Raw genomic sequence first — 14,317 nt, forward strand, 5'->3', positions numbered from 1 at the left:
GCCGCCCGCCGCACCGGCGTGCCGCCGTCACACGCGCCACGCCGCCCCGCGCAAACCCGTCCCTGCAACCGCCCGGCCTGGTCGATCGATCCGAACCGCCCTGCCCACTTCGCGCCGGCCCCGCCGCGGACCGTCCCGGACATGCCCCACCCCAGCGTCAAACATCGTAAAACGGCCGTCCCCGGCCGCGCGCCCCCTTTACAGTCCACGCCGCAATGCGCAACACTGCCCACGCCGTCTCAAAAAGGACATGCGTTTGTCCCGTGCTGATTCGCGGCCCGACGGCGGCCCGCCTCGCGTGATCGTCTGTTCCAACAGCGGTTCGACCGCTCAACTGGGGAGTTCCTGTCATGCAGAACATGCTGAAGACGTTGCTGATGCTGTTCGTCGCGCTGTCGATGTCGCTCACGGCGACGTTCGCGGCCGCCGTGGAGGTCAACACCGCCGATCAGGCGGCGCTCGAATCGGTAAAGGGCCTGGGACCGGTGAAATCGAAGGCGATCGTCGACGAGCGGACGAAAAACGGCCCGTTCAAGAGCGCGGACGATCTCGCGAACCGCGTGAAGGGGCTCGGCCAGAAATCGGTCACGAACCTCGAGGCGGCGGGCCTGACGATCGGCGGCTCGACGGCACCGCCGACCGGCGCGAAGGCGGCCCCGACGGCCGGCACGCGCTCGACCGGGACGCAGGCCGGCACCAGCACCGGCACGCCGGCGCCGGCTCCGGGCGCGGCAACGCCGGCAGCACCGACGGCGCCGACCACCGCCGCGCCGGCCCCGGCATCGGCCGCCGACACGGCCACCAAACCGGCCCGCAGCAAGCGCGCGAAGAAGCAGGACAAGGCTACCGCCGCCGCCGGCGCGTCGGCAGCCTCGACGCCTGCCGCCACGGCAAGCGTGCCGGCTGCGGGTTCGGCACCGAAGGCGAAGGGTTCGAGGAAATCGAAGAAGAATCAGGCCGCATCGGCCGCGACGGGAACCTCGGGCACCTGAGCGGCACGGCCGCCCGCCGCGACACGGCTCGCGCGGCGGGCACCTTCATCGGCCGGCGTCGCCACGCGGCGCCGGCCCGGGAAACCGGCATCATTCATTGGAGAATCATCATGGGTCTGCTCGACATCGTGGGTGGCGTGCTTGGCGGCGAAAACGGCGGCAACCAGAACGCCCTGCTCGCCGTGGCGCTCGAATTCATCAACAACCAGCCCGGCGGCCTGAACGGCCTGATCGAAAAATTCCGCCAGGGCGGCGCGGGCGAGATCATCGGCTCGTGGGTGGGCAACGGCGAGAACCAGCCAATCTCGCCCGACACGCTGCAGAACGTGCTCGGCTCCGACGCGGTCGCGGCGATCGCGAGCAAGGTCGGCCTCGATCCGGCACAGGCCTCGAGCATCCTCGCGCAGGTGCTGCCGCACGCGGTGAACCACGCCACGCCGAACGGCGAGGTGCCGGCCGGCGGCCAGGTCGACACGTCGAACCTGCTCGGCACGCTGTCGCAGCTGACCGGGCTGTTCGGCAAGTCGGCGTAAGGCTGCAAGGCTGAAGGCCCCCGGACCGCCCCGCTCCGGAACAAGAAAAACCCCGCCGAGGCGGGGTTTTTCATCGGCACGGCAGCCGCGCGCCGGCTTCAGTGAACGACGCGGTCGAACACGAACTTGCCGTCCCGCACGTCCACCGGGATCACGTCCTTCGGCCCGAAGCGCCCGGCGAGGATCAGCTTCGCGACCGGATTCTCGATCTCCTGCTGGATCGCGCGCTTCAGCGGCCGCGCGCCGAACAGCGGGTCGTAGCCGACCTTGCCGATCTGGTCGAGCGCCGCGTCGGACACGTCGAGCTGCATGTCGAGCTTGGCGAGCCGGTCATGCAGGCGCGCGAGCTGGATCTTCGCGATCGCCTGGATGTTGGCGCGATCGAGCGCATGGAACACCACGACGTCGTCGATCCGGTTCAGGAACTCGGGCCGGAAGTGCAGCTTGACCTCTTCCCACACGGCGTCCTTCACCGCCTCCTGCGGCGAGCCGGCCATCGACTGGATCACCTGCGAACCGAGGTTCGAGGTCATCACGATCACGGTGTTCTTGAAGTCGACCGTGCGGCCCTGCCCGTCCGTCATGCGGCCATCGTCGAGCACCTGCAGCAGCACGTTGAACACGTCCGGGTGCGCCTTCTCGACCTCATCGAGCAGGATCACGCTGTACGGCTTGCGGCGCACGGCCTCGGTCAGATAGCCGCCTTCCTCGTAGCCGACGTAGCCCGGCGGCGCACCGATCAACCGCGCCACGCTGTGCTTCTCCATGAACTCGCTCATGTCGATGCGGATCAGGTGATCCTCCGAATCGAACAGGAACCCGGCCAGCGCCTTGCAGACCTCGGTCTTGCCCACGCCCGTCGGGCCGAGGAACAGGAACGAGCCATACGGACGGTTCGGATCGGACAGCCCCGCGCGCGAGCGGCGGATCGCGTCGGCCACCGCGTCGATCGCCTCTTCCTGGCCGATCACGCGCTCGTGCAGCTTCTCCTCGATGTGCAGCAGCTTCTCGCGCTCGCCCTGCATCATCCGCGACACCGGGATGCCGGTCGCGCGCGACACGACTTCCGCGATCTCCTCGGCGCCCACCTGGGTGCGCAGCAGGCGCGGCCGCGACGGGCTCAGCTCCTTCTGCTCCTCGGCCTGCGTGACCTGCTTCAGCTGCGCCTCGAGTTGCGGCAGCTTGCCGTATTGCAGCTCGGCCACCTTCTCGAGCTTGCCTTCGCGCTGCAGGCGCGCGATGTCGGCGCGCACCCTGTCGATGTCTTCCTTCAGTTGCGCGCTGCCCTGCACGGCGGCCTTCTCGGCGGTCCAGATCTCTTCCAGGTCCGCGTACTCGCGGCCGAGCCGCTCGATCTCTTCCTCGATCAGCTGCAGACGCTTCTGCGATGCCTCGTCCTGCTCCTTCTTCACGGCCTCGCGCTCGATCTTCAGCTGGATCAGGCGCCGGTCGAGCCGGTCCATCGATTCGGGCTTCGAATCGATTTCCATCTTGATCTTCGAGGCCGCCTCGTCGATCAGGTCGATCGCCTTGTCGGGCAGGAAGCGGTCGGTGATGTAGCGGTGCGAGAGTTCGGCGGCCGCGACGATCGCCGGGTCGGTGATGTCCACGCCGTGGTGCAGCTCGTACTTCTCCTGCAGGCCGCGCAGGATCGCGATGGTGGCCTCGACGCTCGGCTCGTCGACGATCACCTTCTGGAAGCGGCGCTCCAGCGCGGCGTCCTTCTCGATGTACTTGCGGTACTCGTCGAGCGTGGTCGCGCCGATGCAGTGCAGCTCGCCGCGCGACAGCGCGGGCTTGAGCATGTTGCCGGCGTCCATCGCGCCCTCGGCCTTGCCCGCGCCGACCATCGTGTGGATCTCGTCGATGAACACGATGGTGCGGCCTTCGTCCTTCGCGACATCGCCGAGCACCGCCTTCAGGCGCTCCTCGAACTCGCCGCGATACTTCGCGCCGGCCAGCAGCGCGGCCATGTCGAGCGACAGCACGCGCTTGTTCTTCAGCGTCTCGGGCACCTCGCCGTTGACGATGCGCTGCGCGAGCCCTTCGACGATCGCGGTCTTGCCCACGCCCGGCTCGCCGATCAGCACCGGATTGTTCTTGGTGCGGCGCTGCAGGATCTGGATCGAACGGCGGATCTCGTCGTCGCGGCCGATCACCGGATCGAGCTTGCCCGACCGCGCGCGCTCGGTCAGGTCGACCGTGTACTTCTTGAGCGCCTCGCGCTGGCTTTCGGCGTCGGCGCTATGCACCTGCGAGCCGCCGCGCACGGCCGCGATCGCCGCTTCGAGCGACTTGCGCGTGAGGCCGTGCTGGCGCGCGAGCTTGCCCGCGTCGCCGCGGTCGTCGGACACCGCGAGCAGGAACATCTCGCTCGCGATGAAGCTGTCATTGAGCTTCTGCGCTTCCTTGTCGGCCTGGTTCAGCAGGCCGGCCAGTTCGCGGCCGATCTGGATGTCGCCGCCCGTGCCGGTCACCTGCGGCAGCCGCGAGATCGCCTCGTTCAGCGCGCCCTGCAGCGCCTGCACGTGGACGCCCGTGCGCGACATCAGCGAGCGCGCCGAGCCGTCCTGCTGGCCGATCAGCGCGGCCAGCACGTGAACGGGTTCGATGTATTGATTGTCGCGGCCCGCGGCGAGACTCTGCGCGTCGGCGAGGGCTTCCTGGAACTTGGTGGTGAGCTTGTCGATTCTCATGAAGAGACCTCCAATTTTCGAATAGCACCAACATGAGGATGGTTATCGGGCTTTCAAGCGGTCGCAAGGCAAGATGTGTGCCGTGGTCCGGCCGGCGCGGGTGGCGACGCTTCGCGAAGCATGATCGGCGAGGCGCGCGACAACGGCAAGGCAGGCGGCGCGCAGGGACGCGGGCGGCGTCCGGACCGGGGGCCGGCGGCGGGAAAGCGCCGGCGAAAGGAGCGCGGCGGCGGGTGCTGGTGCGATGCCCGGAACGTTTCGCGGCGGGCTTCGCGGTGGCGGGAGTGACGCTGTCGCGATCGGTGGCGAGAACGCCGATCGCGGCGGCTCGCGCCGCTCAGACCGGCTCGATCACGATCGGCACGATGCCGAGCGCGGCGGCAAGCTGCGCGCCCTGACGCGACAGGTCGGCGATCGTGTGGCGGTCGAGTTCGGCGAAAAACGCGTCGCGCGCGGCGGCCAGCACGCCCTTCAGCCGGCAGTGCGGCTCGATCACGCAGGGGCGGTGCGCGATCGCCTCGCCCTCGCCGCCGAAGCAGCCGACCAGCGCGAAGTCGCTTTCGCTTGCCCGCACCACCTCGCCGACCGTCAGCGACGCCGAGGCCGGGTTCATCCGCAGGCCGCCGTTGCGCCCGCGCACCGTCTCCACCCAGCCCAGCTCGCCGAGCCGCTGCACGACCTTCATCAGGTGATTCTTGGAGATGCCGTAGGCGTCCGAAATCTCCTGGATCGTCGACAAACCCTCGCCGCGCACCGCCAGAAACAGCATCACGCGCAGCGAATAGTCGGTGTAATCGGTCAGTCTCATGAGCGAAATCGTGTCGTTGGAATGCCCCGGCAGGCTCACGCGACCCGCACGCGAGACCTTGCCGATCAGGATCGCGGATAATATGCGCCCTGGAAGCACTTTTATTAGTGGATGGCCCTGCGACATTGTGCGACAAAATCGCCGGTGTGGTCGGCCGACGCACCTTCTCGATGATGACGACCTCTGCCATGCCGGCCAGCGATCCGGCCCCGAATACGCGAACCGATGCGACGCCGCGCGCCGCCGAACCGACCGTCGAGAACATCGCCGCGCTCGTCGACGCGTTCTACGACCGCGTGCGCGCCGACCCGCTGCTCGGCCCCGTGTTCGGCGCGAAGCTGGACGGCCGCTGGGACCAGCACCTGCCGAAGATGGTGACGTTCTGGTCGAGCCTCGTGCTCGGCACCAAGGACTATCGCGGCAACGTGCAGGCCAAGCACCAGCCGCTCGACGGTCTCGAGCCCGCCCACTTCAACCGCTGGCTGACGCTGTTCCTGCAGACCGTGGCGGCGCGCTATGAACCGGCCGCGGCAGTGCGCTTCATGGAACCGGCGCTGCGGATCGCGCAGAGCCTGCAACTGAGCCACTTCGGCTGGGACTACCGGATTCCGGACGAGCAGCGGGCGCTGCTCGACGCGATCGCGCCGAAACGCCCGCGCGGCGACGACGCGCATCCGGTGCGGCCGCGCGGCGAGCCGTTCCCGGCGAAGATCATCGGCCGCGGCGTCAACGACGACAACCACGACGACGCGTAAAGGCACCGGGCACCGCCGACCGCCGTGCGGACCGCCCCGTGCCGCCAGCGTGGCGCGCGCTCAGGCTTCGAACCCGCGCAACCACTCCTTCAGCGAGCCGATGTCGCGAAACGCCAGCAGGTCGCGTTCGAGTTCCGCCACCGCCCGCCGCAGCGCGGCGATGTCGCCGCCCAGCGTGCGTAGCGCCGTGTCCGGCGCCAGCACGGCCGACGCGCCGATCCCGTAGCCGTGACGAAAGTCGGCCTCGACGCGATGCAGTTCGCGGTCGAGCGCGCCGAGCTGCGCCTTCAGGATGCCGTTGTAGTGCTGCAACAGCTCGTCGCCGGCGCCCGCCAGCCGGTCCGTGCCGGCCCGGTTCAGGTCGCGTTCGAGTTCCAGCAGTTGCAGCAGATCCTGCTTGTCATAAGCGCGGTTGAGCCGCTGCATCAGGTCGGTCTTGCGCGCGCGCTCGTCGGGATCGGGTTCGCGGTCGGGATGCAGCGCGCTGGCAAGGCGCCGGTACAGCTCGCGCAGCGAGCGGCTGATCTGCACCGGCGGCAGTTCGGGCACGGCCTCGGCCGCGGCGCGCTCGGCCTCGTCGGAGTTCTCCCGCGTGTCCTGCGCGGCGGGATCGTCCGCTGCCGCCGCGTCGGCCGACTTGCGCTTCGATGTGCGCCGGCGCTCGCTGCGCCCCGCGTCGCGGGCTTCGGCGTCGGCCGCCGCGCGCGCTTCCTGCGCGTCGAGCTCTGCCTGGATACGGCGCATCATCGCTTCGTCCGATTCTTCATCCGGCGCCTCGTCCGGTGCCTCGGCACGCCGCCGCGCCTCGTCATCGGCCCCCCCGCCGGCCGAACCGGCGCGCTTGCGGTCACGCGCGCGCGGCTTCGCCTCGCCGGCCGCCTCGCCGCCGTGCGCCGACCGGTGATGGCGCGCATGGATCTCGCGCAGGCCGTCGGCCGCGTCGCCGCCGAGCAGCGGGCGCGCGAACGCCACGACCAGCTCGGACACCAGCGCGCGCTCGGCCTTCGTCAGCCCCTTCATGTCGAACGCGACGTCGAGCCGGCGCACCAGTTCGGCCTCGTGCCCGGTCGCCGCGCGCGCGAGCGGCACCCATTCGTCGACGTAGCGCTGCTGGAACGCCGGCCAGACGGCTTCCCACGCGCGCAGCCGCTCGCGCCGCGCGGCCACCTGCCTGGTCAGCGCGTTGAAGGTGCGTTGCGAGGGGGACAGCCCGGCGGCGTCGGGCAACGGCACCAGCCGGATGGCGCCGGAGGAGGAATCGGTCATGGGTGAAAACGCGGTGGCTGCGGGATGTCGAGGCGGCGGAGCGGCTTGGCCGCTGAACGGAGAATGAAGCGAAGCGGCGAAGCGCGCCGCTCAGCCCGCCTCTCGCGCGTTGCCGGAGATGAGGCCCCAGCGCGCGAGCGCGGCGTCGTCGCTGCTGCGCGCGTCGACCCAGCGCTCGCCGGCCGGCGTGGTTTCCTTCTTCCAGAACGGCGCCTGCGTCTTCAGGTAGTCCATCACGAACTCGCAGGACGCGAACGCCTCGCCGCGATGGGCGGACACCGTCGCCACGAACACGATCTGGTCGAGCGGCAGCAGGCGGCCGACGCGATGCACGATCGCGACGTCGATGCCGGGCCAGCGCGCGATCGCGTCGGCCGCGATCGCCTCGAGCGCTTTCTCGGTCATGCCCGGGTAATGCTCGAGCTCGAGCGCGGCGACCGTGTCGCCTTCGTTGAGGTCGCGCACCGTGCCGACGAAGCACGCCACCGCGCCGATGCGCGGATTGCGCGCGCGCAGCGCGGCCAGCTCCGCGCCCACCTCGAAATCATCGGTCTGCACCCGGATCGTGGCCATCGCGCCTCCTCAGCCGCCCGTCACGGGCGGGAAAAACGCGACTTCGCAGCCGTCGGTGAGACGCGTGTCGGCGTCGGTCATCACGTGGTTGCAGGCCATCCGCAGCGCGCGGCCGTCGGCCAGCGTCTCGGCCCAGGCGCCGCCGCGCGCGCGCAGCCAGGCGCGCACGTCGCCCACGGTCGCGATGCCGTCCGGCACCGTCACGGATTCGTTCGCCACGCCAAGCGCCTCGCGCACGCTCGCAAAGAATTTCAGTTCGATCTTCATCGGTCTTGCGTACCCGGCCTCAGCCGAGCAACTCGGAAAAGGGAAGGAAACGGACCGTCTCGCCGGCGCTGATCGACTGGTTCGGCGGATTGTCGATCAGCCCGTCGCCCCAGACGGTCGAGGTCAGCACCGCGGAACTCTGGTTCGGATAGAGCTCGAGGCCGCCCGCCTCGTTCACGCGCGCGCGCAGGAATTCGTTGCGCCGGTCGCCTCTGGCGAGCGTGAAATCGGCGCGCAGCGACAGCGCGCGCGGCGCAACCTGGGTGGCGCCCGCGAGGCGCAGCAGGAACGGCCGCACGAACAGCAAAAACGTGACGAAGCTCGACACCGGGTTGCCCGGCAGGCCGATGAACTGCGCCTCGCCGGCGCCCTCGCCCTGGTTCGCGGCGCCGTCCGCGCCGTCCCGCGCCACGCGCCGCACGGCGCCGTGGGCGAGCGGCTTGCCCGGCTTCATCGCGATCTGCCAGAGCGTGAGCCGCCCCTCGGCCTCGACGGCCGGCTTCACGTGATCCTCGTCGCCCACCGACACGCCGCCGCTCGTCACGATCAGGTCGTGATCGCGCGCGGCTTCGCGCAGCGTGGCGCGCGTCGCGTCGAGCGAATCGGGCACGATGCCGAAATCGGTCACCTCGCAGCCGAAGCGTTCGAGCAGGCCGCGCAGCGTGAAGCGGTTCGAGTTGTAGATCGCGCCGGGTGCGAGCGGCTCGCCCGGCATCGTCAGTTCGTCGCCGGTGAAGAACACCGCCACCTTCACGCGGCGCCGCACCGTCAGATGCGCGCTGCCGACCGAGGCGGCCAGGCCGAGCGCCTGCGGCGCGAGCCGCGTGCCGGCCGGCAGGATCACCGTGCCGCGCCGGATGTCGGCGCCCTGTGCCGTGATCCATTCGCCGGCCTTCGGCGTGTGCAGGATGTCGACCACCGCGCCCGCGGCCGCGGCCTGCTCCTGCATCACCACGGCGTCGGCGCCGGGCGGCACCGACGCGCCGGTGAAGATGCGCGCCGCGGTGCCGGCCGCCAGCGGCTCGGCCGCATGGCCGGCGGGAATCCGCTGCGAGACGGGCAGCCGGCGCTCGCCCTGCGTCAGGTCGGCGACGCGCACCGCGTAGCCGTCCATCGCGCTGATCGCCATCGGCGGCACGTCGAGCGGCGACACCACGTCGGCGGCCAGCACCCGGCCGAGCGCCTCGAGCGTGGGCACGATTTCGGTGTCCGCGAGCGGCACGGCGGCGCCGAGCAGCGCGGCAAGCGCCTCGGCGGTCGACAGCATCGGCGCGCGCGGCGCCTGGGGAGCGGGGGTGGACATTCTCGGTGGGAGCGTGGGCAGAGCGGCGAAACCGCTATTGTAGCGAGCGGACCGCGGACACGGGCGATCGGCTGCCGGGCACGGCGGCCCGCGTGCGCTCCCGGAGGTTTGCCGGCATGGCGCGCCGTGCGTGCGCGGTTTGTGCAGTTCATGCGGCCCGGGAAACGACACGGCCGCGACGGGAGGCTTCCCCCGTCGCGGCCGTGATCCGGCGCGGCGAACGGCGGGCGGCGCGGACCGGATCGCCCGCGCCGCCCGCCGCTGCCGCGGACTCAGTCGCCCGTATGCGCGACGATGAAGTCCTTCACCTGCTGCACGTCGGCCTTCACGACCTCGAAACGCTGCGGCAGCGCCTCGATGCCCTCGAACGCGGCCGGCCGCTCCGCCTCGCGGCCGAGCGCCTCGCGGATCGTCTCACCGAACTTGACCGGCTGCGCCGTCTCGAGCACGACCATCGGCACGCCCGGCTGCAGGTGTTCGCGCGCGACCTTCACGCCGTCGGCGGTGTGCGTGTCGATCATCGTCGCGTAACGCCGATGGACATCGCGGATCGTCGCGAGGCGGTCGTCGTGCGTGCTGCGTCCCGACACGAAGCCGAACTCGGCCACGCGCGCGAAATCGCCGCTCGCCGCCAGGTCGAAGCCGCCCTTCTCCTCGACGTCGCGGAACAGCTGCAGCACGCGCGCCGGATCGCGGCCGAGCAGGTCGAACACGAAGCGCTCGAAGTTCGACGCCTTCGAGATGTCCATGCTCGGGCTGCTCGTGTGGTACGTCTGCGCGGCGCCGCGCACGCGGTAGCGGCCAGTGCGGAAGAACTCGTCGAGCACGTCGTTCTCGTTGGTGGCCACCACCAGCTTCTCGATCGGCAGGCCCATCATGCGCGCGATGTGGCCGGCGCAGACGTTGCCGAAGTTGCCCGACGGCACCGTGAACGAGACGCGCTGGTCGTTGCTGGTGGTGGCCGCGAAGTAACCCTTGAAGTAGTAGACGACCTGCGCGACCACGCGCGCCCAGTTGATCGAGTTGACCGTGCCGATCTTGTGCCGCGCCTTGAACGCGTGATCGTTCGAGACCGCCTTGACGATGTCCTGCGCGTCGTCGAACACGCCTTCGACGGCGAGGTTGAAGATGTTCGGATCCTGCAAGCTGTACATCTGCGCGCGCTGGAACGCGCTCATCTTGCCGTGCGGCGAGAGCATGAACACCCGCACGCCGACCTTGCCGCGCATCGCGTATTCAGCCGCGCTGCCGGTGTCGCCCGAGGTCGCGCCGAGGATGTTCAGCGTCTCGCCGTGCCTGGCGAGCGTGGCCTCGAACAGGTTGCCGAGCAACTGCATCGCCATGTCCTTGAACGCGAGCGTCGGCCCGTTGGACAGTTCGAGCAGCGAGACCGGCGCGCCGCCCTCGGTGCCGAGCGGCTTGAGCGGCGTGATGTCGGCCGCGTTCTCGCCGTGCCGCGTGTTGGCGTAGACCTCGGCGCGGTAGGTACGGCGCGTGAGCGCGCGCAGTTCGTCGGCGGGGATGTCGTCGCTGAACTTCGAGAGCACCTCGAAGGCGAGATCGGCATACGGCAGCGCGCGCCAGCGCGCCAGCTCGTCGGCGCTCACGCGCGGGTACTCGGCGGGCAGGTAGAGCCCGCCGTCCTTCGCGAGGCCGCCGAGCAGGATGTCCGAAAACGTGTGGCGCTCGCCGATGCCGGCGCCGCGCGTCGAAATGTAATTCATGTCGTCCTCAGTTGAGCGCTTCCATGCGCAGCTTCGTGACCTGCGAGCGCACCGTGGAGAGCGCTTCGATACGCGCGATCGCGGCGTTCACGTTGCGCTCGACCGTCACGTGCGTGATCAGGATGATGTCGGTTTCGTCGGCGCCGCAGTCGATCTGGTCCGACTCCTTCTGCAGCAGCGCGTCGATCGAGATGCCCGAATCGGCGAGGATGCGCGTGATGTCGGCCAGCACCCCGGTTTCGTCGGACACGCGCAGGCGCAGGTAATAGCCGCTCGTGACGTCCTCGATCGGCAGGATCGGCGTGTTCGACAGGCTTTCCGGCTGGAACGCCAGATGCGGCACGCGGTGCTCGGGATCGGCCGTGTGCAGCCGCGTGACGTCCACCAGGTCGGCCACCACCGCCGAGGCGGTGGGTTCGGCGCCCGCGCCCTTGCCGTAATAGAGCGTCGTGCCGACCGCGTCGCCATGCACCACCACCGCGTTCATCGCGCCCTCGACGTTGGCGAGCAGGCGCTTCTCGGGCACCAGCGTCGGATGGACCCGCAGCTCGATGCCGGCCTCGGCGCGACGCGTGATGCCGAGCAGCTTGATGCGATAGCCGAGCTCCTCGGCATAGCGGATGTCGGTGGCGGCCAGCTTGCTGATGCCCTCCACGTAGGCGCGCTCGAACTGCACCGGCACGCCGAACGCGATCGCGCTCATGATGGTCGCCTTGTGCGCGGCGTCCACGCCCTCGATGTCGAAGGTCGGGTCCGCCTCGGCGTAGCCGAGCGCCTGCGCGCCGGCCAGCGCCGTCGCGAAGTCGAGGCCGCGTTCGCGCATCTCGGACAGGATGTAGTTGGTGGTGCCGTTGATGATGCCGGCGATGTACTGGATCCGGTTGGCCGTGAGGCCCTCGCGCAGCGCCTTGATGATCGGGATGCCGCCCGCCACGGCCGCCTCGAACGCCACCATCACGCCCTTCTCGCGCGCGGCCGCGAAGATCTCGCTGCCATGCACGGCGAGCAGCGCCTTGTTGGCGGTCACCACGTGCTTGCCGTTGGCGATCGCGCGCAGCACCAGCTCGCGCGCGATGCCGGTGCCGCCGATCATCTCGGCGACGATCGAGATCGACGGATCGTCCACGGCCGCGTGGAAATCGGTGGTGAGGTCGATGCCGGCGAGCTCGCCGAGCGCGGCCTGCGCCTTCGCCGGGTTGCGGACCGCGATGCGCGTGACCACGATGCCCCGGCCGGCGCGCCGTTTGATTTCTTCCTGGTTGCGGCGCAGCACCTCGAAGGTGCCGCCGCCGACGGTGCCGAAGCCCAACAGGGCGACTTTGATCGGTTCCATGCTGCGTGTCGTCTGGAGTATTTGAAGTGGGAATGAAGGCGATGGCGGGCGGCTCAGGCCGCGTGCTGTTTGCGGTAGCCGTCGAGGAAGCGCGCGATCCGGTTGATCGAATCGGCCAGGTCGTCGACGTTCGGCAGGAACACCACGCGGAAATGGTCGGGCGTCGGCCAGTTGAAGCCGGTGCCCTGCACCAGCAGCACGCGCTCCTTGAGCAGCAGGTCGAGAATGAACTGCTGGTCGTTCTGGATCGGGTAGAGCTTCGGGTCGAGCCGCGGGAACATGTAGAGCGCGGCGTCGGGCTTCACGCAGGTGACGCCGGGGATCGCGGTCAGCATGTCGTAGGCGAGCTCGCGCTGGCGGTACAGGCGCCCGCCCGGCACCAGCAGCTCGTTGATGCTCTGGTAGCCGCCGAGCGCGGTCTGGATCGCGAACTGGCCCGGCACGTTGGCGCACAGGCGCATCGACGAGAGGATCCCGAGCCCTTCCAGGTAATCCTTCGCGCGGCGGCGGTTCTCGCCCGTCAGGCCGGCCACGAACATCCAGCCGGCGCGGTAGCCGCACGAACGGTAGCTCTTCGAGAGGCTGTTGAAGGTGACCGAGATCACGTCTTCGGTCAGCGAGGCGAGCGCCGTGTGGGTCTTGCCGTCGTAGAGAATCTTGTCGTAGACCTCGTCGGCGAAGATCACGAGGCCGTGCTCGCGCGCGATCGCGATCAGCTCGCGCAGCAGTTCGTCCGAATAGAGCGCGCCGGTAGGATTGTTCGGGTTGATCACGACGAGCGCCTTGGTGTTCGGCGTGATCTTGCGGCGGATGTCGTCGGGGTCCGGCATCCAGCGGTTCGACTCGTCGCAGACGTAGTGGACGGGCGTGCCGCCCGACAGGCTCACGGCCGCGGTCCAGAGCGGATAGTCGGGCGCCGGCAGCAGCACCTCGTCGCCATCGTTCAGCAGCGCCTGGGTGGCCATCACGATCAGTTCCGAGGCGCCGTTGCCGATGTATATGTCGTCGAGCTCGACGCCCTTCACGCCCTTTTGCTGCGTGTAGTGCATCACCGCCTTGCGCGCCGAGAACACGCCCTTCGAATCCGAGTAGCCCGAGGACGCCGGCAGGTTGCGGATCATGTCCTGGATGATCTCGTCGGGGGCCTCGAAACCGAACGGCGCCAGGTTGCCGATGTTCAGCTTGATGATCTTGTGCCCCTCTTCCTCGAGGCGCTTCGCATGCTCGAGCACCGGGCCGCGAATGTCGTAGCACACGTTGAGCAGCTTGTTGGATTTCTGGATCGGTTTCACGGCGGGCACGTTCCTGGGCAAGGCCTGCGAAGCTGGAGGATGGGAGTCGAAACTGGAGAGCGGCCGGTCGGTGCGCGCTGTCTAGGAGACGGTCGGGAGCGAGGCCGGACGCGGCTTGTGGCGACGCGCGACGCAAATGCCGCCCGGGGGCGGCGGAAAAGCTATAATTTAGCGGATTTTCACCCGCTTTCGCAATGCACCATTCCGGCCCGCCGGCCGATGCCGGCCCGTCGCGGGCCGGGCCCACCCGGCCGTGGCGACCGCCGCCGGGGCGCCCCGGCAGGCAGGCCGGGCACCTGGGCCGGAGCGGCTTTCCCGACACCGCGGACAACGATTTGAAATTACATCAGGACCCGAGCGACGCGCTCAACACCGTCACCGGCTACGGCCCCGATTACGTCGACATCAACCTGGCGCGCCACGAACACAGCGTGATCGTGCTGCCGGGCGCGCCGGTGGCGCCCTGGCCCGTCGCGTCGTTCGAGGCGCTCACGCCCGACCATTTCGCGATGCTGCTCGATCCGGCCCCGGAAGTGGTGATCTTCGGCAGCGGCGCGAAGCTGCGCTTCCCGCACCCGCGCCTGACGGCCGCCCTGACGGCGCGCCGGATCGGCGTCGAGACGATGGACTTCCAGGCCGCCTGCCGCACCTACAACATCCTGATGGCCGAGGGCCGCAAGGTGGCCGCGGTGCTGCTGATCGAGCGCGCCGACTGAGCCGCCGGCATCGATCGTCGCCCGCCCATCCGCCCGAACCGTACCGTTGCCGATGATTC

13 protein-coding genes are annotated in these 14,317 nt (G+C 69.6%); 4 read left to right on the forward strand and 9 right to left on the reverse strand.

Annotated elements, in window-relative coordinates:
- The first annotated feature begins 359 nt into the window (after positions 1-359).
- Both bpln_RS10945 and bpln_RS10950 read left to right on the forward strand, forming a co-directional pair.
- Positions 360-992 (forward strand): ComEA family DNA-binding protein, encoded by a 633-nt coding sequence (locus bpln_RS10945; RefSeq protein WP_055139508.1) that lies wholly within the window; start codon positions 360-362, stop codon positions 990-992.
- Between the two features lie 110 nt (positions 993-1,102).
- Positions 1,103-1,525 (forward strand): YidB family protein, encoded by a 423-nt coding sequence (locus tag bpln_RS10950; protein WP_055138829.1) that lies wholly within the window; start codon positions 1,103-1,105, stop codon positions 1,523-1,525.
- A 98-nt stretch (positions 1,526-1,623) separates the two neighbouring features.
- Here bpln_RS10950 and clpB read toward each other — a convergent pair whose 3' ends face one another.
- Together clpB and bpln_RS10960 are read right to left on the reverse strand one after the other, a co-directional pair.
- Positions 1,624-4,221, reverse strand: coding sequence for an ATP-dependent chaperone ClpB (gene clpB / locus bpln_RS10955; protein WP_042625209.1), 2,598 nt, complete (start codon positions 4,219-4,221; stop codon positions 1,624-1,626).
- Between the two features lie 337 nt (positions 4,222-4,558).
- Positions 4,559-5,029: an Rrf2 family transcriptional regulator gene (locus tag bpln_RS10960; RefSeq protein WP_042625210.1), complete on the reverse strand. Its 471-nt coding sequence runs from the start codon at positions 5,027-5,029 to the stop codon at positions 4,559-4,561.
- Positions 5,030-5,217: 188 nt separating this feature from the next.
- On the opposite strand from bpln_RS10960, the gene bpln_RS10965 reads away from it, so the two are divergent.
- A complete protein-coding gene (locus tag bpln_RS10965) occupies positions 5,218-5,784 on the forward strand; it encodes a group III truncated hemoglobin (RefSeq protein ID WP_148654060.1) in 567 nt (188 codons plus the stop codon).
- A gap of 60 nt (positions 5,785-5,844) precedes the next feature.
- Here the strand turns inward: bpln_RS10965 and bpln_RS10970 are convergent, their stop codons facing one another.
- The 7 genes from bpln_RS10970 to bpln_RS11000 all read right to left on the reverse strand — a co-directional run bounded on the left by bpln_RS10970 (position 5,845) and on the right by bpln_RS11000 (position 13,542).
- Complete coding sequence (locus tag bpln_RS10970; RefSeq protein ID WP_055138830.1) at positions 5,845-7,050, reverse strand: J domain-containing protein; 1,206 nt, start codon at positions 7,048-7,050, stop codon at positions 5,845-5,847.
- Between the two features lie 90 nt (positions 7,051-7,140).
- A complete protein-coding gene (gene moaE, locus bpln_RS10975) occupies positions 7,141-7,623 on the reverse strand; it encodes a molybdopterin synthase catalytic subunit MoaE (protein ID WP_055138831.1) in 483 nt (160 codons plus the stop codon).
- Between the two features lie 9 nt (positions 7,624-7,632).
- Positions 7,633-7,890: a molybdopterin converting factor subunit 1 gene (gene moaD, locus bpln_RS10980; RefSeq protein ID WP_042625213.1), complete on the reverse strand. Its 258-nt coding sequence runs from the start codon at positions 7,888-7,890 to the stop codon at positions 7,633-7,635.
- A 19-nt stretch (positions 7,891-7,909) separates the two neighbouring features.
- Positions 7,910-9,193, reverse strand: coding sequence for a molybdopterin molybdotransferase MoeA (locus bpln_RS10985; protein ID WP_055138832.1), 1,284 nt, complete (start codon positions 9,191-9,193; stop codon positions 7,910-7,912).
- 272 nt (positions 9,194-9,465) lie between these two features.
- A complete protein-coding gene (gene thrC, locus bpln_RS10990; RefSeq protein WP_042625215.1) occupies positions 9,466-10,917 on the reverse strand; it encodes a threonine synthase in 1,452 nt (483 codons plus the stop codon).
- A gap of 7 nt (positions 10,918-10,924) precedes the next feature.
- Positions 10,925-12,250 carry a homoserine dehydrogenase gene (locus tag bpln_RS10995; RefSeq protein WP_042625216.1) on the reverse strand — a complete coding sequence of 442 codons (1,326 nt, stop codon included), beginning with the start codon at positions 12,248-12,250 and terminating at the stop codon, positions 10,925-10,927.
- A 53-nt stretch (positions 12,251-12,303) separates the two neighbouring features.
- Positions 12,304-13,542, reverse strand: coding sequence for a pyridoxal phosphate-dependent aminotransferase (locus tag bpln_RS11000; RefSeq protein WP_042626643.1), 1,239 nt, complete (start codon positions 13,540-13,542; stop codon positions 12,304-12,306).
- A gap of 335 nt (positions 13,543-13,877) precedes the next feature.
- On the opposite strand from bpln_RS11000, the gene bpln_RS11005 reads away from it, so the two are divergent.
- Positions 13,878-14,258, forward strand: a complete 381-nt coding sequence (locus bpln_RS11005) for an Mth938-like domain-containing protein (RefSeq protein WP_042626644.1) — start codon at positions 13,878-13,880, stop codon at positions 14,256-14,258.
- The last annotated feature ends 59 nt before the right edge of the window (positions 14,259-14,317 follow it).

This window comes from Burkholderia plantarii (assembly GCF_001411805.1).
Classification (GTDB): domain Bacteria; phylum Pseudomonadota; class Gammaproteobacteria; order Burkholderiales; family Burkholderiaceae; genus Burkholderia; species Burkholderia plantarii.